This is a genomic window from Clostridium sp. BNL1100, assembly GCF_000244875.1.
In the GTDB taxonomy this organism is placed as follows: Bacteria; Bacillota; Clostridia; order Acetivibrionales; family DSM-1351; genus Ruminiclostridium.
On the sequence record NC_016791.1, the window covers coordinates 1,980,594 to 2,006,797 of the forward strand.

General features: G+C 36.9%; 15 protein-coding genes. 14 read left to right on the top strand and 1 reads right to left on the bottom strand.

Annotated features, from left to right (window positions below):
• Nucleotides 1-250 precede the first annotated feature (250 nt).
• The 14 genes from CLO1100_RS08305 to rpoN all read left to right on the top strand — a co-directional run bounded on the left by CLO1100_RS08305 (nt 251) and on the right by rpoN (nt 25,720).
• Entirely contained in the window at nt 251-6,376 is a 6,126-nt protein-coding gene (locus CLO1100_RS08305; RefSeq protein WP_014313310.1) for a hypothetical protein, read from the top strand.
• A gap of 482 nt (nt 6,377-6,858) precedes the next feature.
• On the top strand, nt 6,859-8,457 hold the full coding sequence (locus CLO1100_RS08310; RefSeq protein ID WP_014313311.1) for a dockerin type I domain-containing protein: 1,599 nt from the start codon (nt 6,859-6,861) through the stop codon (nt 8,455-8,457).
• 130 nt (nt 8,458-8,587) lie between these two features.
• Nucleotides 8,588-8,854 (top strand): hypothetical protein, encoded by a 267-nt coding sequence (locus tag CLO1100_RS08315; RefSeq protein ID WP_014313312.1) that lies wholly within the window; start codon nt 8,588-8,590, stop codon nt 8,852-8,854.
• Between the two features lie 164 nt (nt 8,855-9,018).
• On the top strand, nt 9,019-11,868 hold the full coding sequence (locus CLO1100_RS08320) for a glycosyl hydrolase 115 family protein (RefSeq protein ID WP_014313313.1): 2,850 nt from the start codon (nt 9,019-9,021) through the stop codon (nt 11,866-11,868).
• Nucleotides 11,869-12,029: 161 nt separating this feature from the next.
• The gene (gene dgt / locus CLO1100_RS08325; RefSeq protein ID WP_014313314.1) at nt 12,030-13,286 is read left to right on the top strand and encodes a dGTP triphosphohydrolase; all 1,257 of its coding nucleotides are present in this window, start codon (nt 12,030-12,032) and stop codon (nt 13,284-13,286) included.
• Nucleotides 13,287-13,352: 66 nt separating this feature from the next.
• Complete coding sequence (locus tag CLO1100_RS08330; RefSeq protein ID WP_014313315.1) at nt 13,353-17,387, top strand: hypothetical protein; 4,035 nt, start codon at nt 13,353-13,355, stop codon at nt 17,385-17,387.
• An 11-nt stretch (nt 17,388-17,398) separates the two neighbouring features.
• Nucleotides 17,399-17,725: a hypothetical protein gene (locus CLO1100_RS08335; RefSeq protein WP_014313316.1), complete on the top strand. Its 327-nt coding sequence runs from the start codon at nt 17,399-17,401 to the stop codon at nt 17,723-17,725.
• A 379-nt stretch (nt 17,726-18,104) separates the two neighbouring features.
• A complete protein-coding gene (locus tag CLO1100_RS21240) occupies nt 18,105-18,230 on the top strand; it encodes a hypothetical protein (RefSeq protein WP_278244405.1) in 126 nt (41 codons plus the stop codon).
• Nucleotides 18,231-18,748: 518 nt separating this feature from the next.
• A complete protein-coding gene (locus CLO1100_RS21020; RefSeq protein WP_041700194.1) occupies nt 18,749-18,970 on the top strand; it encodes a hypothetical protein in 222 nt (73 codons plus the stop codon).
• A gap of 84 nt (nt 18,971-19,054) precedes the next feature.
• Nucleotides 19,055-20,422 carry a sigma-54-dependent Fis family transcriptional regulator gene (locus CLO1100_RS08345; RefSeq protein WP_014313317.1) on the top strand — a complete coding sequence of 456 codons (1,368 nt, stop codon included), beginning with the start codon at nt 19,055-19,057 and terminating at the stop codon, nt 20,420-20,422.
• A gap of 329 nt (nt 20,423-20,751) precedes the next feature.
• Nucleotides 20,752-22,380 carry a tryptophanase gene (locus CLO1100_RS08350; RefSeq protein WP_014313318.1) on the top strand — a complete coding sequence of 543 codons (1,629 nt, stop codon included), beginning with the start codon at nt 20,752-20,754 and terminating at the stop codon, nt 22,378-22,380.
• 83 nt (nt 22,381-22,463) lie between these two features.
• Nucleotides 22,464-23,843: an amino acid permease gene (locus CLO1100_RS08355; protein ID WP_014313319.1), complete on the top strand. Its 1,380-nt coding sequence runs from the start codon at nt 22,464-22,466 to the stop codon at nt 23,841-23,843.
• Between the two features lie 54 nt (nt 23,844-23,897).
• On the top strand, nt 23,898-24,278 hold the full coding sequence (locus CLO1100_RS08360; RefSeq protein ID WP_014313320.1) for a RidA family protein: 381 nt from the start codon (nt 23,898-23,900) through the stop codon (nt 24,276-24,278).
• Between the two features lie 83 nt (nt 24,279-24,361).
• Nucleotides 24,362-25,720: an RNA polymerase factor sigma-54 gene (rpoN, locus tag CLO1100_RS08365; RefSeq protein ID WP_014313321.1), complete on the top strand. Its 1,359-nt coding sequence runs from the start codon at nt 24,362-24,364 to the stop codon at nt 25,718-25,720.
• 98 nt (nt 25,721-25,818) lie between these two features.
• On the opposite strand, the gene CLO1100_RS08370 is transcribed toward rpoN, so the two are convergent.
• Nucleotides 25,819-26,115 carry a hypothetical protein gene (locus CLO1100_RS08370; protein ID WP_014313322.1) on the bottom strand — a complete coding sequence of 99 codons (297 nt, stop codon included), beginning with the start codon at nt 26,113-26,115 and terminating at the stop codon, nt 25,819-25,821.
• Between the last annotated feature and the right edge of the window lie 89 nt (nt 26,116-26,204).

Below are 26,204 nucleotides of genomic sequence, written 5' to 3' on the forward strand. Positions count from 1 at the left end.
TATTAAAAAGGGAAAAAAAGGATAAGAGCAAAATATAGTCTTCTCATTGTTTGGAGAAGTAAAATATAGTAAAATTTGGGTATAGAACGAATGAAATATATCAATTCGTATCTGAAAAAATCGTGAAAAAGGATAAATGAAAATTATCCGAACATAGCTGGAGGACGGGCCGGGACAGTTGATAGCTGCTTACCCTGTTCCAGGCTTATTTTGGCCTTGTTCACTTTTTCACAAAGAAAGGTAGGGTCAAATGATGAAAAAAAAAGTAGGTTCTAAATTTCTCAGTTTGCTTTTAGTGGTGTGTTGTCTCAATTTGATGCTTTTACCAACAGGTATTTTAGCCGCATCAAATAGTAGCATCTTACCACCAAGCAATCTGACGGCTCAACTTACATCACCTGATGATGTAAAAGTAACATGGAATTCCGTATATGGAGCAAATGGCTACAATATATACGGAATAAGTGAGGGACAGCTTAAACAACTGGGAACGACTACATCTACATACTTCACTTTTAATGATCTTCCGGAAGGTACCTATACTTATGTGGTATCCACTCTCAGTGCAGCTGGTGAATCAGGGCCATGCGCACCTGTCTCTGTCGATATTGTTTACCCGGAAATGCAAGCACCCGATACACTTACCAATACTTTTCAGAATATCAACGACGTTACCTTAAATTGGTCAGCAGCATTATATGCACAAACGTATAATATCTACAAAATTTCAGCTGATGGAGAAAGAACTCTGCTTACATCTTCAACAAACCGTACATACACTTTAACCAATGTACCCGCAGGAAGTTGCAACTACGCTGTTACAGCAGTAAATTCTTTATATGGTGAATCTCCTCTCTCATCCGCTTTGGAAGTTAATGTAGTTTTTCCCGTCATAGCAGCGCCGGGCAATTTAACTTCAAAGATTCAAAATGGTACTGATGTTATACTGACCTGGAATTCAGCAACTTATGCTAACAGCTACAACGTTTACGAACTTATTGACGGACAGGAAGTATTGAAAGCAACGGCTAATACAACAACAATAACACTTGCAAATATACCTGCAGGCACTCACACATATGTTATACACTCGGTAAGCTCACGCTTTGGTGAATCCGTGGAAGGTAGCAGGGTCACCGCAACTCTGGGAGATGTTCTAATGCCGCCACCGGGTAACTTTTCCTGTACTGTAAACAATGATAAAGATATAGTTTTAAGTTGGGCAAGTGTGCCTAATGCAACAAACTACAGAATATATCAGGTAATAAACGGGGAAAAAGTTTTAAAAAGCACAGTAACCAGAACAACTGCAACTTTTTCCAATATGACTGCCGGCGACTATACCTATGAGGTTCATTCTTACTCCACTACTTATGGGGAGTCAAAAGAAGGAAATACGCTCACTGTAACAATAAAAGGACAGACAATGCTACCGCCTGCTAATTTACAGTACAGCCTTGCTAATCAGAATGACATAACATTAATTTGGACGGCAGCTGCAAATGCAAACAGCTATCAGATTTATCAGGTAGTTAACGGAGAAAAGCAGTTGAAAAAAACTGTAAGCACAAATTCAGTAACTTTCACAAATATGCCCGAAGGAGAGTACCATTATATCGTTACCTCGGTATCCACACTTTACGGAGAATCTCAAAGTGGGTCGGAAGTTACTTTTTCAATTGTTTTTCCTACTATGAAGGCACCGGAGAATCTGACTTACAAGATTCAGAATGTAAATAATGTTGTACTTTCCTGGAGTGCATCAGATAATGCCAACAGCTATAAAATTTATGAAGTAGCTGACAACCAAAAAACTCTCAAAACAACAGTTAATGTGTTAACTGCCACAATCTCGAATGTATCTGCGGGAGACCATACATATGAGGTTCACTCGGTAAGCAGTCGTTTTGGTGAATCTATAGAAGGCAGTCGAATTTCACTTGCAATAAAACAGGATATGGCAGCACCCTTAAATCTGGAATACAGTATTGCAAATGGAAATGATATTACATTGAAATGGGCAGCTGCAGATTATGCCACCAGCTACAACGTATATCAGGTGGTTAACGGACAAAAAGTATTGAAAAAGAATGTTACAACTACTTCTATTACATTTACAAATTTACCAGCCGGAGATTATGATTTTGTTGTTACTTCAGTATCCGGTGTATTTGGTGAGTCATCAAACGGATCAGAAATTAAATTTTCTTTAATTTTCCCGGTTATGAATGCTCCTACCGATTTGACATACGAAATTCAGAATGTAAATAATGTTGTACTTACGTGGTCGGCTGTTAATTATGCCTATGCTTATAAAGTATACGAGCTGGTTGGTGGAAAAGAGGTACTTTTGACAACCGCATATACACCAACAGCAAGAATATCCAATATAAAAGCAGGTGATCACACATACGTAGTTCACTCAGTAAGCAGTCGATTTGGTGAATCTCTTGAAGGAAGCAAGGTTTCAATGACTATAAAACAAGAAATGCTTGCTCCCACCGACTTGGTATATAGTATTGCTAACGGAAATGATGTTACATTGAAATGGACTGCTTCTCAATATGCAACCGGCTATAATATATATCAAGTGGTAAACGCAGAGAAAAAATTAGTAAAATCAGTTACAACTACATCCGTAACTTTAACAAACTTACTCGCCGGGGATTATCAATATGTAGTTACTTCAACGTCTACGGCATTTGGAGAATCCTCAAGTGGTGCAGAAATTAAGTTGTCTGTTGTTTTTCCGACAATGACTGCACCCGGCAATTTGACATATAAGATTCAAAATTCCAATAATGTGGTATTAACATGGGATGCAGTGAATTACGCTAACAGTTATAAAGTCTACGAAATAACAAACGGACAAAAGGTCCTTAAAACAACCGTTTATTATGCTACTGCAACTTTATCAAATATACTCCCGGGGGATCACACTTATGTGGTTCATTCAGTAAGCAATCGTTTTGGCGAATCTCTAGAAGGAAGTCAAGTCTCACTGAACATTAGTCAGCAGATGTTACCTCCTGATAATCTGGAGTATACTATTGTAAACGGTAATGACATTACATTAAAGTGGTCGGCAGCAGAGGCTGCAAACAGTTACAATATTTATCAGGTTATTGATGGGCAGAAGAAATTAATCAAGAATGTAACAACTACCACTGTAACATTTACGAATATGCCGGCTGGGGAGTATGACTATGTAGTTACTTCTTTATCACGGGTATTTGGAGAATCAGCAGGAGTATCCGAAGTTAACTTTTCATTAGTATTTCCGATTATGGCTGCACCGGATAATCTTATACAAAATATTGTAAATGGTAATGATATAGTTCTAAAATGGAATTCTGCAAATTATGCAACCGGATATAACGTATATCAGATAGTTGACGGGCAAAAATCTTTGGTGAAAACTCTTACCGGAAGTGTTACTACATTAACATTTTCAAATATGCCGTCAGGAAATTATCGTTATCAAGTTAATTCATACAGTACAAGATTTGGTGAGTCACCGGAAGGAAGTTCTGTAAACTTTCAGTTAATCTGGCCTATAGTTGAACCTCCGGTTATCACGTATAGTATTTACGATGTAAACAATATTACACTATCCTGGAAGGCATCAAGTTGGGCAAATGAGTATCGTGTGTATGAGATTAATGGTGGAGACAGACAGTTGCTTTACAAAGGTACTGCACTTAGTTTTAAGATATACAATTTGTCTGAGGCTATTCATACTTATGAAGTTACTGCATACAACACACGTTTTGGAGAATCAGAACCGTCCAACAGAATAACAGAGAATATTATTTTTCCTGAAATGCAGGCTCCTAAAGCAACGGTAAAGGTATTGGATTCAACAACTGCTTCGATATCTTGGAGTTTTGTTACATATGCAAATGGCTACAATGTTTATGAATTAGTAGATGGAGCACCTGTTTTACTTGTAAAGAACCTGAATAATCTTTCCTATCAGGTTAACAATCTTTCGTACAAAGATCATCAATTTTATGTTACTGCATACAGTAATTCCTTTGGGGAATCAGAACCTTCAAATATTGTGACAGCCATACTTATTGTTGATACAAAAGCACCTGTTACAACTTCAAATGCACCAGCCAATTGGGTTAACAAGACTCCTGTAGTTGTAACCTTAACTGCAACGGATAATATGACTGGTGTAGCAAAAACATATTATTCGTTGAATAATAGTGATTTTATTGAAGGAACTACTGTTACAGTTGATAAAGCAGGAGTTAATAAAATTTCATTCTATTCTGTTGACAAGGTTGGAAATAAAGAGGAGGTAAAAACTGCAGAGGTGAAGATTGATAATACCGCACCTGTTTCCACAGCAAAAGTACCTGCCGATTGGTCAAAGGAAGATGTGACAGTTACACTAACTGCAAAAGACGACCAGAGTGGGGTTGCCAAAACATATTATTCAGTAGATGAATCAGAATATCTGGAAGGAACCTCCTTCACAGTAAAAGGTGATGGGATTCACAAAATAAGCTATTATTCCGTAGACACAGCAGGGAATAAAGAAGAAGTGAAAACAGCAGAGGTGAAGACAGACAACACCGCACCTGTTACCAATGCAAAAGTACCTGCCGATTGGTCAAAGGAAGATGTGACAGTTACACTAGCTGCAACAGACGACCAGAGTGGGGTTGCAAAAACATATTATTCAGTAGATGAATCAGAATATCTGGAAGGAACCTCCTTCACAGTAAAAGGTGATGGGATTCACAAAATCAGGTACTATTCAGTAGATGTTGCCGGAAACAAAGAAGAGGCAAAAACTGCAGAGGTGAAGATTGATAATACCGCACCTGTTACTACTGCAAAAGTACCCGCCGATTGGTCAAAGGAAGATGTGACAGTTACACTAACTGCAACAGACGACCAGAGTGGGGTTGCCAAAACATATTATTCAGTAGATGAATCAGAATACCTGGAAGGAACCTCCTTCACAGTAAAAGGTGATGGGATTCACAAAATCAGCTATTATTCCGTAGACACAGCAGGGAATAAAGAAGAAGTGAAAACAGCAGAGGTGAAGACAGACAATACCGCACCTGTTTCCACAGCAAAAGTACCCGCCGATTGGTCAAAGGAAGATGTGACAGTTACACTAGCTGCAACAGACGACCAGAGTGGGGTTGCCAAAACATATTATTCAGTAGATGAATCAGAATATCTGGAAGGAACCTCCTTCACAGTAAAAGGTGATGGGATTCACAAAATAAGCTATTATTCCGTAGATACAGTAGGGAATAAGGAAGAGGCAAAAACTGCAGAGGTGAAGATTGATAATATTACACCTGTTACCACTGCAAAAGTTCCCGACGATTGGTCGAAGGAAGATGTGACAGTTACACTAACTGCAACAGACGACCAGAGCGGAATAGCAAAAACATATTACTCAGTAGATGAATCAGAATTTATTGAAGGAGCCTCCTTCACAGTGAAAGGTGACGGATTACACAAAATCAGTTATTATTCAGTAGACGCTGCGGGCAACAAAGAAGAGGTAAAAACAGCAGAGGTGAAAATTGACAATACCACACCTGTTACCACTGCAAAAGTACCTGCCGATTGGTCAAAGGAAGATGTGACAGTTACACTAACTGCAACAGACGACCAGAGTGGAATTTCAAAAACATATTATTCAATAGATGAATCAGAATATCTGGAAGGAACCTCCTTCACAGTAAAAGGGGATGGGATTCACAAAATCAGCTATTATTCCGTAGATACAGTAGGGAATAAGGAAGAGGCAAAAACTGCAGAGGTGAAGATAAAGAAATCAGAGCCTGTTATAACTTTGGATTTATCCGATGAATACAGTATTTGCACAAATTTGAAACTATCTTATAGTATAGAGAAAAATGGTTATGAAATAGTTAGTGAAAAAATGGTAGTATTTGGTCCTAATGAAACTACTGGAAAAGTTGTAAAGAACAACACTTGCATCAAATTGGATAAACCCGGAAAATACACTGTTACAGTGACAATTAAAGATGCAGATGGTAATATCACTACAGTTGAGAAGCAATTTGAAGTTTATCTGCCTGCAGTTGTCATCGTAACTCCTTGTGTTGTTGTTTTTAATAAAGGTGTACTTACCGTTAACGTTTTGGTACCGGGGCTGGGATGCAAAAAGGAATTTGACCTTGATACTGCTACACTCAACGGAGTAAAAGCTCTTTCAGATAACAAGGGTTATTATATGCAAGCAAAACTCGGACAGTTTAAATTTGACAGATCCGATTTTAAGTGGACTTTCTCATTAAATACTACTATGGAGTTCCGTTGTTACGTAGATGGTTATTTAGTTATCGGACGTACTAATGTAATAGTACTATAAAAAATCTTTTTGGTATTTTAAATTTGCTTCCTTATCGGTTTATCGTGGATGTAACTGATAAGGAAGCATTTTTTATTATTATAATCAAAGTTTTGATTACAATGGGTATTATATGATACAATGTATTAAAATGGATAATTTGAACGTTGACAATTGGATAATTTAGCTTAGTTATACATTAGCAACATATACGAATAACATTTGTTGTACTTTCCCTTTGCTCTCCTTTTTAAAATAAAAAGAGATTCTCTCTTCTTACATTCCCCATGAAATTCGGTAGTAAATTCAAAATTATCCAATATAGCATACAAATAAGTAGGTTTAAGGACTTTAGGTATCCTTTTTGCCTAAATTTTATTATTGGGGGGTGAGTTCTGCAATTTTTACAAAAGATAAAGTTTGCTCAAATATTTAGGGCAATTTATAAAAGCAAAAGAGAAAGAATGTAATTTAATGTTAGACAAAGAATAGGAGGATTTTATATGAAAAAAATGATTCGTTTATTAAGTTTATCTATGGTCTTGATGCTTGTATTCACAATGGCATTACCATTAAATCTTTATGCAGCATCAACAGTTACTGTGGATTGGGATACCAATTATCAAGCAATTGATGGTTTTGGTGTTTCAGAAGCTTTTCATCAGTCAAATAATATTGCTCTTTTAGGAGATACAAAGAAAAAGGAAATTTATGACTTACTCTTTTCAACTTCAAAAGGTGCAGGATTTTCAATTTTCCGTTCTATACTCGGTGACGGCGGAACATGGGGAAATGCTACAGACGGACCAAATAAGACAATGCAGCCATCAGAAACAACTTGGGATTGGAAAGAAACAAACGATGACCAGATATCCATGATAAGAGAAATAAAGTCTGCTTATGGTATTGATAAAATTCTTTATACTGTATGGAGTCCGCCGGCTTGGATGAAATCAAACGGGTCTACTTCAAGAGGCTATTTAAAGACTGATAAATATCAAGCCTATGCAACATATCTAGCAGAGCATATAAAAAACTACAAATCAAAATTCGGAATCGATATTACTCATATCGGGATTTCAAATGAGCCTAACCTGGAGACTGACTATTCTTCATGTACATGGACATCAGCTCAATTCAAGACATTTATGAAGGATTACTTGGTACCAACTTTTGATAAAGAAGGTATTACTGCAAAAGTTATTATGGGTGAACCAATGTCATGTACCGAATCATTTGCAATAGACAGTCTGAATGATGCTACCGCATTGACAAGAACAGATATTGTAGGTTGTCATAATTATGGGTCATCATACACAACTTTCCCAACCACAAAGGCAAAGGGAAAAGGAATATGGCAGACTGAAATATCAGATATGAATGGAAATGATATTACAATTACTGATGGCTTGAAGTGGTCAAAACAAATTTTTGATTTTATGACAATAACTCAGGGAAATGCATGGAATTACTGGTGGGGTGCCTGCTATAAAACTTATAACGGAGAAGGCCTCATACAAATGGACATGAATTCAAAAACTTATAAAATTGCAAAAAGACTGTACACAATCGGTCAATATTCAAGATTTATAAGGCCGGGGTGGCAGAGATTCTCCGCTACTTCAAATCCTGTATCAAATGTATATGTTACTGCATATAAAGATCCTGCTACAGGAAAATTTGCAATAGTTGCTATGAATGACGGTTCTACAAATCAATCGATTACATATACATTAAAGGGATTTACTCCTGACTCGGTGACTCCGTATACAACTTCTTCAACTCAGGATTTGGCTGAAGGTACAAAGATAACTGTAAATGGAGGAAGCTTTACAGCTAATTTAGCAGCAAATTCCATAACTACATTTGTAGGTGGAGGCGATGTGAATCCTGGCATATATGGTGATGTTAACGGTGACAAAGTTGTTGATGCAATAGACTTTGCACTTTTCAAACAGTATCTAATAAAGCAGATTAGCACATTCCCGTCACCAGACGGAATGAAGTTTGCTGATGTTAATGGTGATAACAGCGTTGACGCAATTGACTTTGCATTAATCAAGAAGTATTTGTTGGGTTCAATACCTAAATTGCCTGTATAAGGTTATTCATTAAAATTATATATAAGAAAAAAGGGACAAGGATAAATCCTTGTTCTTTTTTTAATACTTTGGGAGTTTAATATTTTTCAATAGGACATAATACAAATAAACAATTACAGGAGGTTTTTATATGAATAATATTGATGCTGCAATTGACAGAATTAAAATATTGGAATGCCCAACAGGAGAAATAGAAAACCGGGTTGTGGGAATACTTGAAAATTATGGTGTCGCTGATAGAAGTAAAGTTGACATTTCCAGGGCGCAGAACCTTGATAAGGATGAAGCACAGGCATATAAGGTAAAATTTCAAGGAGAGGACAGCTCAATCGTTGTTCTGGCAAAGTCTGGACTGGACGATTATGTTGCAACGGTTGTTGATGCATATAAAAAGTAATTGCAAGTACTTGGAATATTTAAGGAATTCATTTATAATCATCATTATGTATCGCTTTTATAAAAGTATAAATTAAACACTGAACTAATATCCAGTGGGAATTGAATCTCCCACTGAATGAAGTCTTGTTCAATATTAACTTAGGAATGGGAGATAAATTTTGAATGATAAAAATGGATGATTTCACTATTGTCAAAGATAAAAAAGCAGCCAAGATATATATTGATGCCAAAGGCCGGGATTACGACGGTTTGAGTCTTGTAGCACAGTCCTTTGCAAATGATATAAATTTGGTTGCTGCTACAGTACCAACGGTTACAACTAATATTTCTCTATTAGATGGTACAGTAATTGTTGCCGGCTCTATTGGAAATAACGATTTAATTGATGCTTTGATATCAGAAGGCAAGATAGATGTATCACCAATAAAAAATAAGTGGGAATGTTATAGGATTTGTGTTATTGACAGGCCTGTTCCGGGAGTGGACAGAGCTATGGTCATCGTAGGAAGCGATAAGAGGGGAACCATTTACGGTATTTATCACATATCGGAATTGATTGGTGTAAGTCCTTGGGTGTATTGGGGAGATGTACTACCTGAGAAGAAGTCCGTGCTTGATATTCCCGAAGATAAATTGAATTTTATTTCAAAGGAGCCATCTGTAAAATATAGAGGTGTTTTTTTGAACGATGAGTGGCCTTCTTTAGGTACATGGACAACAAATAAGTTTGGTGATTTCAACGAAGATTTATATATAAAAGTTTTTGAATTACTTTTAAGACTTAAAGGAAATTTCCTATGGCCGGCTATGTGGAGTGCAAGATTCAGCGAAAACGGAAAAAGCAGCAGTATTGCCAACGCAAAACTAGCTGATGCATATGGCGTTGTAATGAGTACTTCACACCATGAGCCAATGTTCCGTGCTGGTGAGGAGTGGCAGAAGCACTATAAAAATTACGGAACGAGTAATGAATGGAATTTTGCAAACAATAAAGAAGCTATTACCAAGTTCTGGGAAGACGGGGTTAAACGAAATAAAGACTACCAGAATGTAATTACACTTGGTATGAGGGGAGAACGTGATTCTTCTCTTGGTGGCGGTCTACAGGAAAACATTAACCTGCTGAAAAGTATAATAACCACGCAAAAAGAATTATTAAAAAAGTATGGGCTTGATAATGCTCCACAGGTACTTACCATTTACAAAGAGGTTGAGGAGTTCTGGTATGGAACTGAAACCGTAGAAGGCCTGAAAACTTGGGATGTTCTTGATGATGTAATTATTATGCTGGCAGAGGATAATTTTGGGAATATGCGTACTCTTCCAACACTTGCTGAAAGAAACAGAAAAGCGGGATGGGGTATGTATTACCATTTCGATTATCATGGCGGGCCAATATCCTATGAATGGGTTAATACCGTACCTTTGGAAAAAGTTTGGGAACAGATGACCATGGCTTATGAATATGGTATACAAGACATTTGGATAGTTAATGTTGGAGATTTAAAACCTATGGAATTTCCGATATCTTACTTCTTGAATCTAGCTTATGACTTTGAAACATGGGGAAGAAACGGATTAAATAAAACCGGGGAATTTACAAAAAGATGGGTTAAACAGCAATTCGGTAGTGTTAAAGATAATGAGACATTACAAGGGATAGCAAATGTATTGTCAGGTTATAGCAGAATGAACGGAATCCGTAAACCTGAGACGTTGACTTCTGAAACTTTCAGTACTACATATTACAATGAAGCCCAAAGATTACTGGCTAAAGCAATTAGTCTTGAAAATGATGCTGTAAGATATCACAACCAAATGCGGGAGAACATTAAGGATACATACTATCAGTTGGTTTACTATCCTACAGTTGCATCTGTAAACGTTTTGAAAATGCAAATTTATGCAGGGCTAAATAAGAAATACTATAATCTTAAAAGTGTTCTGGCCAACAGATATGCAGTATTAGTTAAGGAAACAATTACAGCTGATAAGCAAATGCAAAGCTATTACAATGATACTATGTCAGGCGGAAAATGGCAGGGTATTATGAGTTCTGCACATATCGGGTATGTAAACTGGGATTCAACTGGCTGGCATTATCCTGAAGTAAACCGTATAATTCCATCAGCTTCTGCCAATATGATTGTAGACGTAGAAGGGGATGAAAAAGGATACAGCTCAGGAACGGCAGCACTTCCGACCTTTACAAATTTAATGAAAGAGACCTACCATATTACTATTAGTAACGGTGGAAACGATAAGTTTGATTTTAATATAGACACAAGCGGGGATTGGATTAAAGTAAACATTGTAAAGGGTAGTATTACCGATGGAGAGACAATCCAAGTTTCAGTAGATTGGGATAAGGTTGCAGAAACCACAAGTGGTTTAATTAAAATTACAGGTGCGGGACAGACGGTGAATGCAAACGTAATTGCAAAGGTGATTGACGTAGGCAGTTTGCCACAAATGACTTTTGTTGAGACTAATAACGTTGTATCAATTGAAGCTGAGCATACGTCAAACCGTGTTGCAAAATCTGATGTTGAATGGAAGGTTATTGAAAATTACGGGCGTACATTGTCATCTCTTAAAATGTTTCCTATAACTGTTTCCTTTGAAAAAACTGATGATGCACCGTACCTTGAATATATGATCCGCTTGGAGCAGGAAGGAGAGTTTGTATTAACGGGTTATTTTGCTCCAACAAATAACCTGTCTAAAGGAAACAGATTAAAATATGGTGTATCCTTTGATGAATGGGCCCCTATTGTTGTTGATACACTACCCGATGACTTTGCTGCTGGCAACCATGACAATGAAGCTTGGTGTAAAGGAGTTCTGGAAAATATTCATACTACAACTACTATCCACAATTTGGAAAAAGGTATTCATATTCTACGTATTTATGGATTAGATGCAGGTTTAGTGTTGCAAAAACTTGTTTTATCAAAAGGAATGCTTCCTTATTCATATTTAGGCCCGGAAGAGAGCTACTACAAAAAGTAGTATAAAATAAGTGCTGCTGCCCAATGGATAAAAATATTCGTAGGGTAGCAGCTTTTTATTTTCACTAACATTATTTGTACTATGTAGGAATTTATGGTGGTTGATGCTATAATATACTTTATTACTAATAATTTTACAAAATACTCGAATGGAGTGGTGATATGGTGAAAATCAATGAGTTGGAACTTCCACGGAACAGAGGGTTAATAGAAGATTCATATGCTACAATTTTAGCTCCATTTGCGGTTGTAAAACCTAAAGACGGTAGCAGAGAACATGAAGATAAATTGGCAGAAAATGAAAACAGAGGCTCATTTCAGAGAGACCGGGACAGAATTATTCATTCAAAGGCTTTCAGGAGACTTATGTACAAGACACAGGTATTTGTAAATCATGAGGGTGATCATTTCAGGACACGATTGACACATACCTTGGAAGTCGCTCAATTTGCTCGTGGAATTTCTAAATCACTGGCTTTGAATGAAGATCTTGCAGAAGCAATAGCTTTAGGGCATGATTTGGGACATACCCCCTTTGGACATGCTGTTGAAAGATTTTTGAACGAAGAACTTAAAACCAGAGAAATGGGTCATTTTTATCATAATGAGCAAAGCGTAAGAGTTGTTGATTTTATTGAAAGGCGGAGCGATGACTATTTCGGGTTAAATTTAACCAGTGAAGTAAGAGAAGGAATTTTAAAACATAATACTGACCGAAGTGGTATTTATGAAAATTTGAATCCACATAAGCCTTGTTTTTCTCTGGAAGGCCAGGTAGTAGAACTAGTTGATACTATAGCCTATATATGTCATGATTTACAAGATGGTATCGAATCGGGTTTAATAGAAAACGCAATGTCAAAAAATAAAGATTTCGAAACAGATATTAAAGAAATTATTTATATAATTAATGATTTTTTAAAGTCTGAAAATAAAAAAATAGGAGTCACAAAATATTCTGATACCTTCTTTATCGATAGTTTGATTCACAAACTTATTATGAGTGTCACAGAACAAAGTGTTGTAAATTTAGTAGAGAAAAAAATTGAAACCTTAGAAGATGTTAAATCATTAGCCCTAAAAGGAGAGAAACTTATCACTCTTAAAAAAGAGGATGAAGATAGATTTAAAAAGCTTAAAGGTTTAATATATAAGTCAGTTTACGGTATACATACTATTCAAACTATGGACAGCAAGGCTGTAACTGTTGCCAAGGACTTGTTCGAGACATTCACAAACAATCCTAGGTTATTGCCGCCTGAAGAATTATATAAGTATATGCATATCGAGAATCCTCCGAAATACGGTGGGTTTACCAATAATGAAATACATGTAATTTGTGACTATATTGCAGGAATGACAGACAGGTTCGCATTAGAGGAACATGAAAGAATAAAAAATCCGCACATTAAAATTTAATTATCTGGTAGTAAATATCCTGTAAATTTTACCTAAACATTAGAGTATATTTACAGGAGAGATAATATGTACACCAGAGCTGCTCATGACAAAAGAAAACCCGACCAATCCTTGAGTTCACAATATAGCAATATTCAGAAAAAACCTTCCGTGTCGAAGCCTGAGGGTAAAAAGCCAAAAGCAAGGGTAACGGAGTTTTCACAAATAGTAGCACTGCTCCTCAATGACCCCGATTCAGTCACACGTGATGAATTTATGTTCTTTCAGTCAAAGTTGGGCTACAGTCAGACGGTCAGGCTCATGTCAGAGGGCAGAAAACGTAAGCAGCTAGAAAAGCAGGGTAAGAAGGTTGACCAGAAGAAAAGCTCTCTTGCCCTTATGAATAATGATAATAAGGACACCAATAAGGATACCAATAACGACCCCAAAAAACCTCAGGAGGAAAAGACATCGCCTACTGAGGTTAAGTCTGCTGTCAGTGATAAAACAACTAAGCCTAAAGCTGACAAAAATCAGGAAACCTCTGATTCAAATTATGTAAACACGCCTAAGGAAAGCACTAAACAAAAGTCTCATAGTGAAAAACCTCATACTGAAAAATCTCCCCAAGTGAAGAAAACTACTCAAAAAGCAGCACCCAGAAGTCCTGCTCAATTTTCTAAGACCAATGCTATAAAAACTACGGCTCCGAAAACTCAGGAGAATACACAAATAAAACAGACCGTTCAAACCAAGGCTGCGGCTCCCGAGAAAAAACAACCGGAAAAGAAACAGCAGCAGACAGCACCTGCTCCATCCTTTGCAAAGGAAATAGCTTCTATTGCTTCGGCAACAGCGGCGGCAGGGCAAAAAGCCAAAAAAGCTCCTGCGGTAAAAATAAAGGCAGGAGACCCGGGAAGCTTACTGTCGCAGCTTGAAAATGTACCGCCCACACAGGCATTGAATGCATATTCCCAGGTAACAGCCCTGTCTGGAGAGGCACTTAAAGGCCAGACACAGAAAACTCAGAAAACCGTACCGCAAATAAAGGCACCCACAGGAATAACAGCAGTATCCAAAAACAAAAAAACTAAAAAGACTCCCAAGACCTTTAACCATGCAGTACCAACAAGCTTCAAGGCGGAAAAGACAGGAAAAGCACAAGACGGTGCAAAAGACCTTAATATAAACATAAACAGTGAGGCAGAGCCTGACGAAATAATGGCACAAGCAAAGCACCAGGCTGCAAACACACCAGTCATGGAATTTACGGGAGAAGCAGACCCATCACAGATGGAAGGCTACAATGCCGAAATGTCTCAGAACGTACAGTCGGCAAAACAGCAAGAGCTTGGACAAATACACAATGACTTTGGAGAAAACAGTATATTCCCCGATGCAGACAACACAATCCTAAAAGCGAAAAAAGCATTGAAAGGTACAGCTGCCAAAGCCTACAAAGCCCCTAAAGCACTTGAAATACCGGTAGAAATGGAAGCACAGCTGAACAAGACCCTTGGTCCTAAAATGAAAACCAAGCTAACGGAACAAAAAGAAAAATACCAAACCGGACGAGAAAAATTTGATTCCGATGTAAAAGCTGCAAGAGCAGAATCAGATAGCCGAATAACGGCAATGAAGGCAGAAACAAGCAAAAAGCAGATGGAAGAACAAAGAGGTGCCAAAGCAGAAGTAGAACGCCAGAGAAAACAATGGAGACAAGAAATAGATGGGGCAGTGGCAGACTACGACAAGCAGGCAGAAGCAGAGACAAAAAACAAAACCAAAGAAATAAGCAAAATAAAAGAAGACAAAAACAAAGAAATAAAAGAGAAAATGGCAAAAGCAGAAATTGATGCCAATCAGGAATGTAAAACAGCAAAGAAAAAAGCAGAGGACAAAAAGAAAGAGAAAGAAAAGGAAAAAGAAAAAGAAGACAAGCCATGGTATGCAAAGGCCATAGACTGGGTAAAGGATAAAGCACAGAAATTCATAGAAGGTCTAAAGCAGGCGCTGAATTTCATATTTGATGCACTGAGAAAGGCAGTAAAATTCATATTCGATTTGGCCAAAAAGGCAATAAACGGACTAATAGAGTTGGGCCGCAGAATGGTAGTAGGACTCATAAGGGGACTGGGAACCTTCCTAAAAGGACTCGTAAAAATAGTATTTGCTAAATTCCCCGAAATATCGAAAAAAATATGCGGCTTCATAGACAAAACAGTAGACAAGACAGTAAACATAGTAAATACCTTGGCAGAAACCCTGAAAAAAGGAGTAAGTTCAGTACTGGATTTTCTGTCAGGAACACTGGACAAACTGCTGGGATTTGTACAAAGCGCCTACAATGGAATATTGACCTTTACGGGAATGTTAATCTCAGGTCAGTTCGCAGAAATAATGGAGGGAATAAAAGCATTAGGAGAAGCTGCAAAAGCCTCACTGCCCCATATAGAAGGAAAGGTATGGGAACAACTGATAGGAGTAGACCTGACACAGCCTATAGAAGACCAGGCAGCAGAAGGAGAACAGCCACAAGGCCAGACAGCAGAAAAACTATCCGAAAACGATATAGTCATAGAACAAGTGGAGAAAGGGGAAATAACCCCGGAACTACTTGAGGACATAAACCTAAAAGATGGAGAAACAAAGGAGTTGAATGGAAGCTCCAACCCGCATACCACAGAGAGCATAATGGAGGAATTTGATACACAAAAGGCACAAAAAACAGGTAACAGCTTCGCTGACGGAGTAAAAACACGTGCCCAGAATGCAGGAAAGATTATTGACCAGATAAAACAATTTGTAATAAAATGGTTAAAAGATAACTGGTGGAAGCTGCTGCTTGGAGTACTGGGAGCATTGGCCGGAATAGTAGCGGCTGAAATAGTAACAGGAGGAGCAATAACCGCAGCACTGCCTGCAATAATAAACGTAATAACCACGGCAATGAATGCGGCCATGGTAGTGTCCATAATAGATACTATAGCAAAAGCGGCAGGCTACATAGAAACCTACCTGACCCAGGGTTGGGCAAGACACATACAACCTGCAGCAATAGCCCTAGCAACAGCCTTGGCAATGGGATTGGTAGAACTGGCAATGGCACTGGGCTTTAAGTTCGCCGAAAAAGGCATAAAAGCAGCTAAGGGCGGTATCAAAAAAGGAATAAAAGCAACCGCCGGAGGAGCAAAGAAACTGGTTACCACAGCAGGAAAAGGTATTAAGAGCCTGCTTAAATCAGGAGCAAAACTGGTATCCAAAACAGGCAGCATGATAATCGAAAATGGAAAGATAATCATAAAGAGCCTGAAAAATGGATTCTCAAAAGGAGCAAAGAAACTCAAAGGCCTGATAGACAAAATATTAAGCAAATTCAGGTTCAAAAAGTTCAAAATAGAGCGAAAAGGTCAGCATATACGAATATATGGGGAGGTTAATCCGTGGGTACTACTGTATGATGGAACCATAGAAAAAATAGACCGTAAGAATACTCATGCAGGAGACATAATAGAACACGAAGGGAAACGTGGAATAGTAATTACCCGCAACACCAAACCAACCGCCAAAGTCGACGACCTCAATGCATTAAGCCAGGGAGAACGGAAAGCTATTTATGAAAATGCTTTGATGAATGGTGGGAAGGGTAAAGGTGGCTTAATTGATTATGTTAAATTGAGCGATGAACTTGGGAGTAAGATAGAAACTGATGGATACAAGATAATTAATATTGAAGATGCTACAACTGCAAATGCTGATTGGGCTGATATGGGATATGATTTACCCCCAGTAGCGAGTGGGACAAAAGCATATAATGTTGAAGCAGGAAATTACAAATATGCAAGAGTGTTTAAAGAGGGAGTAAATAAACCTAAAAGTCCTTTTATTTTACGAGCAGATGATATTGAAGGTTTAAGTGCTGCAGAAATTGCTGAAAAGTATGCACTACCGCAGGTTCCGGATAAAGTTGTATATCCTAAAATTCCAACTGACATACCTTTGGAGGTAAGTATTGTTGGTCCGCAAGAAAAATGGGGGACTTTAGGCGGAGATGCACAGTATGCAATTAAAAATGCACTTCTAGATGATGATTGGTTTAAAGATATTCACGATTTGAAGTAAAGGAGAAAAGTATGCAACAACTAGATAATAAATCAATAGAAGTCAATAACAAAATAATTAGAGTTGATGTTAGTATAAGTAAAATTTTGGAGTACAAGGACATTTTTGTTATCCTAATCAGAGAACAAAAGGAGATACCCAATAATATTATAGCCTATGATTATTCTGGACAAGAATTATGGAAAATAAATGATATTGTTCAAGCAAAGGTATTAAGAGGTTATGATCAAATAGAAAAAAAATCGGATGATATCTTAGTTGCACATTATGAACTTGGTATTATTTTTGAAATAGATGTGACTAAGAGACAAATAATAGAAAAAACTTATCTGCGATAGGCAAGTAATTATGTAGTATTCGATAACTTTGATAGAATATTAAGTCATATTAATGGTAAATCAATTGATACTTTTCTTAAGGACGAAAAGTGTCTTCAATGTGGTTCAAAAGAATTTGAAAGCAATCTCATTGAACCAGAACAATTCACTGATATTGAAATTCCACAGATTTCACATGAATTTTGGAAAAAATTAAGCAACGAAGATAAATACAAAAAAACTAAAATGAAGCTGCGAGAGATGAAATATATATAGAGTCTTATTAGAGACTTAAATTATAAAATTTCCATTTGTTAGGAGGAAGCTCTAAATACAGAAAGTAATTCTAAGAATATAGAAAGGCAGCCCAAAAAACTGAAGTCAGTGAGAAAATGAAGTTGTGTTAAAATTAGAAAATGGTAAATGGGTCGTTTATGTAACAGATGAAAGAGCTAGTAGTATTACAAAGTCAAGAGATGAATATTTAGATGAAGAAAGCGCATGTGGAGGATTATACAGGAAGTGATATTAATCCATGATATAAATAAAGACCTTATAGCAAAATTTTCGCCACTTCGGTCAATAAAGGGACGAGCTATGTAAAAATATATAATTGATTTCCGATAATATTAATATAAAGCACTTCTTTTATAACAAATTTTTGTTACGAAAGAGGTGTGTTTTTATTGAATTAAAGGGGACTGGGAACCTTCCTGAATGGACTTGTAAAATTATTTGCAAAATTTTTGGCAAAATCGAAAAGAATAAGTAGCTTTATAGACAAAACAGTAGACCCCAAATATGTAAACACCCTGGCAGATATCCTTAAAAGGGAGAAAATTTAGTACTGGATTTACTGGCTACAGCCTTGGCAATGGCACTGGGCTTTAAGTTCGCCGTAAAAGGCATAAAGCAGCTAAGGGCGGTATCAAAAAAGGGATAAAAGCAACTGCCGGAGGAGCAAAGAAGCTGGTTACAACAGCAGGAAAATGCATCAAGAGCCTGCTTAAATCAGGAACGGAACTGGTATCCAAAACAGGCAGCATGAGAGAGCCTAAAAACGGATTTTCAAAGGGAGTAAAGAAACTCAAAGGCCTGATAGACAAAATATTAAGCAAATTCAGGTTCAAAAAGTTCAAAATCCAGGGAAAAGGATTCCACATATACATATATGGGGAGGTCAATCCTAATCTCACAGATGTAATTCACAGTGTCAACTTAGCATTACAAATTTTACAGCTTGCAGTATTTGAACAAGTGTACTAAAATGGGACATACGAATCTAATTCTTTTAAACTTCAAAATTAAAAACCAGAAGTCCGTTATTTACAAATCGCCATGGAGGTAGAAATGTTCATTCATAATATTATTAAGTCAAGCGAGACTATTTTGGAATCTATACATGACGGAATTGCTATAGCAGACAGCGAAGAAAACGTTATATATGTAAATGAAGCCAATTACCGTATTACAGGTATTCAGGCAAGCGAATTTCTGGGTAAAAAGGTAAGTGAAGTTGTTCCTGGTTCGCATATTCCTCAAGTTCTGACAACAGGAAGCAAGCTGATAGGAATAAAAACGAGAGTAAATGATAGAGACGTAATATCTAATATTGTTCCGTTTGTTTATAATGGCAAGGTTGAGGGTGCAGTATCTATATTCAGAGATATTTCTGAAATTAGAGAACTAAACCAAAAGCTTAAAGATGCAAAATCAACAATTAAGCATCTTTATGAAGAATTGGATTTTCTTACTGATGCAGACAGCAATATTGTAGTAGGAAATAATAATGCTATGATTCAGACTCTAAAAACGTCACAAAAAGCCTCAAGGGTAAGTTCTACAGTACTATTGCAGGGTGAGAGCGGAACCGGAAAAGAAGTAATAGCCAGATTTATTCATAAACATGGCACAAGGTCTGCAAAACCATTTATTACAGTAAATTGTGCTGCTATTCCGGAAAGCCTTTTGGAAAGTGAACTATTCGGATATGAAGAGGGAGCCTTTACGGGAGCTAAAAAAGGAGGAAGACCCGGTATGTTTGAGTTGGCTGATACGGGTACTATCTTTCTTGACGAAATAGGGGATATGAACTTCCACCTTCAGGCTAAATTGCTTAGGGTATTGCAAAGCCGTGAGATTATGAGGGTTGGGGGAACACGTCAAAAGCAAATAGATGTAAGAGTTATAGCTGCTACGAATAAAAATTTGATACAAATGGTGCAGGAAAATACGTTCCGTGAAGACCTATACTATAGATTGGCTGTCATAAAGATTTCAATTCCATCCCTGCGTGAAAGGAAAGAGGATGTCCACCTTTATATACAAAATGCGGTAAATAAAATTGGTAAACGTCTTGGAAAGACGGTTTCTGTAACACCAAGAGCAATAAAGCTGCTTACTGAATATTCATATCCGGGTAATATCAGAGAACTGGAAAATATTATGGAGGTTTGCCTTGTAAGCGATGAAGACGGGATTATAGACATAAACGATTTGCCCGATAACGTTTTTCCAATAAAAAAAGAAGTTAAACACAATATAAATCTTTCTTTTAATGAATTTCCATCTTTAAGTGAAGTAGAAGCCTTGGTTTTAAGAAAGGCAATAGAGTCATACAGTTCCAAAGCTGATGTTGCAAAGAATTTAAAAATTTCTAGATCTACTCTTTATAGAAAATTAAAAGAATACGGGCTAGAAGAAGAATTAAAAGAATAATGTATTAAAATGATACATTATCGTAGAAATAAAGCTGCTTGAGTGTTTTAAAATGAGACACGAGGCAGCTTTTTTATTGTATACAACATCGAAATATTGTCTATCCAAGCGTGGAATAAATGATTTTTAATAAAAGACTGAAAGTGTATCAAAATGAATCAGATATCTTTGAGCTTTAATAAATTTGTGCAAAAACTACAAGCAAATATACAAAAATATATAAAAAATTATTAAAAACTAACAATTTTAGAGTCAAAATTTTTGGCATGAATCTTGCTGTTATATATGTATGTAAGTCAATACAAATATGATGGAAGAAGGAGATACAAATGAAACAATACAAGCTGAATGTTGAAACCCCACGTTCTTTTGCGTATGTGAAAAGAAATATTCCAAAAGTAACTGTTGAGCAGCGTGAACGCGCTCTGCAATCCACTCATTATAATGAATTTGCGTTCCCAGCTGGAATGCTGACTGTTGACTGTCTGTCTGACTCTGGTACAACTGCTATGACAGATCTACAGTGGAGTGCAATGTTTCTCGGTGACGAGTCCTATGGCCGTAACAAAGGTTACTATGTACTGCTTGATACAATGCGCGATGTATTTGAGCGCGGTGATGATCAAAAACGTGTTATCGACCTTGTTCGTACTGGTTGCGAAGATATTGAAAAAATGATGAACGAAATGTACCTCTGTGAATATGAAGGTACACTTTTCAACGGTGGTGCCGCTCAGATGGAACGTCCAAACACTTTCGTTGTTCCACAGGGTCGTTGCGCAGAATCACTTTTGTTTAATGTTGTAAGTCAAATTTTGAACACTCGTTATCCAGGTAAGAACTTTACAATACCTTCCAATGGGCACTTTGATACCACAGAAGGAAATATTAAGCAAATGGGTTCCACACCACGTAACCTATACAATAAGGATTTGCTATGGGAAGTTCCGGAAGGCGGAAAATATGAGAAAAACCCATTTAAGGGGAACATGGACATTGAGAAGCTGGAAAACTTGATAAAAGAAGTTGGACCTGAAAATGTTCCGTTGGTATACTCTACTATCACAAACAACACAGTATGCGGACAGCCTGTTTCCATGGCTAACATCCGTACTTGTAGCGAGATAGCTCACAAATACAACATTCCATATATGCTGGATGCTGCTCGTTGGGCTGAAAACTGCTATTTTATTAAGGTAAATGAAGACGGTTATGCCGATAAGTCTATATTTGAGATTGCAAAAGAAATGTTCTCATATTGCGACGGATTCACAGCAAGCTTAAAGAAAGACGGACATTCAAACATGGGTGGTGTATTGGCATTCAGAGACAAAGGTTACTTCTGGAAGAACTTCTCTGATTTCGATGCTGACGGTAATGTAACAAAGGATGTTGGTATAACACTTAAGGTAAAACAAATTTCAACATTAGGTAATGACTCTTACGGTGGAATGAGCGGCCGTGACATCATGGCTTTGGCATGCGGTCTGTATGAAAGCGGACGCTTTGAATATTTGCAGGAACGTGTAGGACAGTGTGAATATTTAGCACAGGGCTTCTATAAAGCTGGTATTCCAGTAGTTCTCCCAGCTGGCGGACACGGTGTATATATTAACATGGATAAATTCTTTGACTACGAACGTGGTCATGATACATTTGCTGGACAGGGCTTTAGTATTGAATTAATTCGTCGTTATGGTATCAGAGTATCAGAACTTGGTGATTATAGTATGGAATATGACCTTAAGACTCCAGAACAACAGAAGGAAGTTTGTAACGTTGTTCGTTTCGCTATCAATCGTAGCCAGCTGTCACAAGAACATTTGGACTATGTTATAGCTGCAGTTACTGAACTGTACAAGGACCGCGATAGTATCCCTAATGTGAAGATAGTTATGGGACATAACCTCCCAATGCGTCACTTCCATGCGTTCCTTGAGCCGGTTTATAACAAGTAATATTTAACAATAGGCAGTCTGTTATAGGAAGCGTGAAAAATCATTTCACGCTTCTTCAATCAAATACAAAGGGGGACTCCTGAATGAGTGCAAACTCAAACGACAAGCATGAGCTCAAACGTGGACTTAAAAACCGTCATATACAGATGATAGCTCTGGGTGGTGCTATTGGTACAGGATTATTTTATGGCTCATCCACTACGATAAAACAAACAGGTCCATCAATATCATTAGCATATGTAATTGGTGGAATAATTATTTTCTTCATCATGAGAGCCTTAGGTGAAATGTCTGTAGATAACCCTGTATCAGGTGCATTTAGTCACTATGCATATGAAAATATAGGTGAATTTCCAGGTTTCCTTTCAGGTTGGAATTATTGGTTTAATTACATTGTAGTAAGTATGGCGGAACTCTCGGTTGTAGGTATCTATGTAAACTTCTGGCTACCAGATATCCCAACATGGTTATCCTCACTAATATTCCTTGTTATTATTACTTTGGTAAATCTAATAAGTGTAAAACTTTATGGTGAATTTGAGTTTTGGTTTGCAATTGTCAAAGTTATAGCAATTATAGCGTTGATTGTTCTTGGATTATTCATGATATTCACTGGTATAGGAAACGGCGGACAACCTACAGGATTTAGTAACCTATGGGCTCATGGCGGATTCATTCCTAATGGTATTTCAGGGTTACTGTTCTCATTGGTTATGGTAATGTTCTCATTTGGTGGTGTTGAACTTATCGGAATAACTGCAGGTGAAGCTGATGATCCATCAAAGAGTATACCTAAAGCAATAAATCAGGTTGTATATAGAATATTGATATTCTATATTGGTGCGCTGGGCGTTATGATGACTATCTTCCCATGGAATAAACTTGGAGAAACTGGAAGTCCTTTCGTTGAAATATTCTCAAAGATCGGTATCCCTGCTGCAGCCGGAATCCTAAATGCAGTTGTGTTAACAGCAGCTGTTTCTGCTTATAACAGTGGCCTTTATAGTAACGGCCGTATGCTTCACGGACTTGCTCTTCAAGGAAATGCACCAAAGGCTCTTGCTAAGGTAAGTAAGAATGGAACACCAGTAGTTGGTGTACTAGCTTCATCAGCATTGACACTAGTTGCAGTAGCATTGAATTTCTTTATGCCTGGAAAAGTATTTTCATACTTAATAGCTATAGCAACTATTGCAGGTATTATTAACTGGACAATGATAATTATTACACAGCTTAAGTTCAGAAAATCAAAGAGTGCTGAAGAAGTAAGTAAATTAAAATTCAAGATGCCATTTTATCCTATATCCTCATATATTGCTCTAGCATTTATGGCTATGATTGTTGTTCTTATGGCAATTATGCCTGATTACAGAATAGCTGTTATTATTGGACCAATATGGATATTAGTTTTATATATTGCATTTAAATTAAAAAAAGGTTCAAGTAAAAAAGCAATTAAATAAAAAATAACAAATAGCAAATAATAAAGAATAATTAAATTTTTAAAGGAGAAGTAAATGCAAAAAGAAGTAATTTTTACTGAAAAAGCTCCTGCAGCAATCGGGCCTTATTCACAAGCTGTTAAGCTTGGAAACATGGTTTATACTTCCGGGATGATACCAGTGGTACCGGAAACCGGTGAAGTGGCTCAAGGAGATGCAGCTGCGCAAACTGAACAGGTTCTAAAGAATCTAAATGAGGTGCTGGTTACAGCCGGTACTAATTTTGATAATGTAATAAAGACAACTGTATTTATTAAGAACATGGGAGATTTTGCAGCAATTAATGAAGTATACAAAAAATACTTTACAGTGAATTTCCCTTCAAGATCTTGTGTGGAAGTAGCAAGACTTCCAAAGGACGTATTAGTAGAAATTGAATGTATAGCCGTAATATAAAGTTTTTATGAAAACTAATTAACCAATAGTCCGGGGCTCAATAGCTCCGGACTATTGGTTGTTGTAGTTGCTGGAGGTAACATATGAATATTGAAATAAATTTAAATCAGAAAATGTCTCTATCTCCGCAGATGCAGCAATCTATGGAGATTCTCCAGATGAGTACACAGGATTTGATGGATTATGTTAAACAATTAGCTGTGGACAACCCGGTGGTAGAGATTGAAGACCAACCTTATGAAAATGACAGATATGAGGTACTTAGGAGAAAACTGGAATGGCTTGACTCTGTAACCCAAGAATATAGAGTTTACAACCATGACTTTGAAGATGATGAAGACAATAAAGATGTGGCGCATTATGTACCAAGTGATGATGAGGATTTATATCATCATTTGCAATCACAATTAAACTTAATGAAAGAACCTCAGAAAATCTATAAAGCAGTGCAATATATGATAGGCTGTATTGATGGAAACGGGTATCTTCAAGAAAAAATAGATGATATTGTAAAGACAATTAACATTGACAAAAGTACAGTAGAAAAGGGCTTACACAAGCTCCAATCAATGGAGCCGGCCGGTGTAGGGGCAAGAAACTTAAAAGAATGTCTTCTGCTTCAATTAGAGAGACTTAATCAAAATGATCCAATTGTTATTACACTCGTAAACAGTTATCTTGAATTACTTGGAAAAAATCAGCTTGATCTCATTGCTAAGAGATTGGATGTTTCAATAGATAAAGTTAAGGATGCATACAAAGTTATTAAAAAGTTGAATCCCAGGCCGGGAATGGGATTTGGAGCCAGAAAAGATATTCATTATCAAACACCGGATTTGATAATTGTAAAATTCAGCGATTACTATGAGGTACTTTTAAATAATTTTTCAGCTCCTCATATTTCAATTAGCAGCTACTATCGGAACGTCCTTGTACAAAATCCTTCCGATGAGGTTAAGAATTATATTTCAGAAAAAATAAAAGAAGCTGATTGGGCTATTAAATGTATATCACAGAGAAATAATACATTGTTAAACGTCACAAGAATGATTGTGGATCAACAAAGGGGCTTTTTTGACAAGGGTGCAAGTTATCTTATACCTATGAATCAGAAAAGTATAGCAGATAAGCTGGAAATACACGAGTCCACTGTGAGCCGTGCCATAAGAGGAAAATATCTTCAATGTTCATGGGGGGTATACGGTCTTGATTACTTCTTTACAAACGGACTTTCTCTTGGTTGTGATTCTCAAATTGTTCCGGATGCTATAAAATCAGATATTAAGAAGATAATTACAGGAGAGGACAGAAAGAAACCTTATAGTGATCAGAAAATTGCAGAAATACTAAACCAAAAAGGAATAAGTATAGCAAGAAGAACGATAACAAAGTATAGAGAGGATATGGATATTCCGAAGGCAGCGATGAGAAAGGAATACTAAGTAAGGATTCAACGACAGATAGACAAAAATCTTGACTTCATAAAATAAATTGTAATAAAATGGATGAAATAATTAAAAATAATCCATTATCTAATTTATTATAATGGATTATCGGGTTGATGTTGGCTGATTGCTTCTTGTAAAGCTTTTAGCCCGATTTTATTATCCCATTGATTAAAATAGCACCTGAACTTTGAACCGCAGGTAATACATTCAACGAATTGTTTTGTGTCCTTCTGCTCTCGGTTATCAAACATAAAAGGAAGAAATTCATTTTTATTTCTAAGCCCGGGAGCGTCGGAATCGATTATATATGAGTAGACATAAGTTGCTTCGTATTTGATTAAAAAATTGCTGTTGTTGCAAACAGGGCATATTAAATTGTTTTCAGACATATGTGCCTCCAAATTATATTTATTATTTAAAATTGCCAGTATATTAATATGTTATTCATAGTTTATTTTAAAAATAAAAAGGAGGCTGT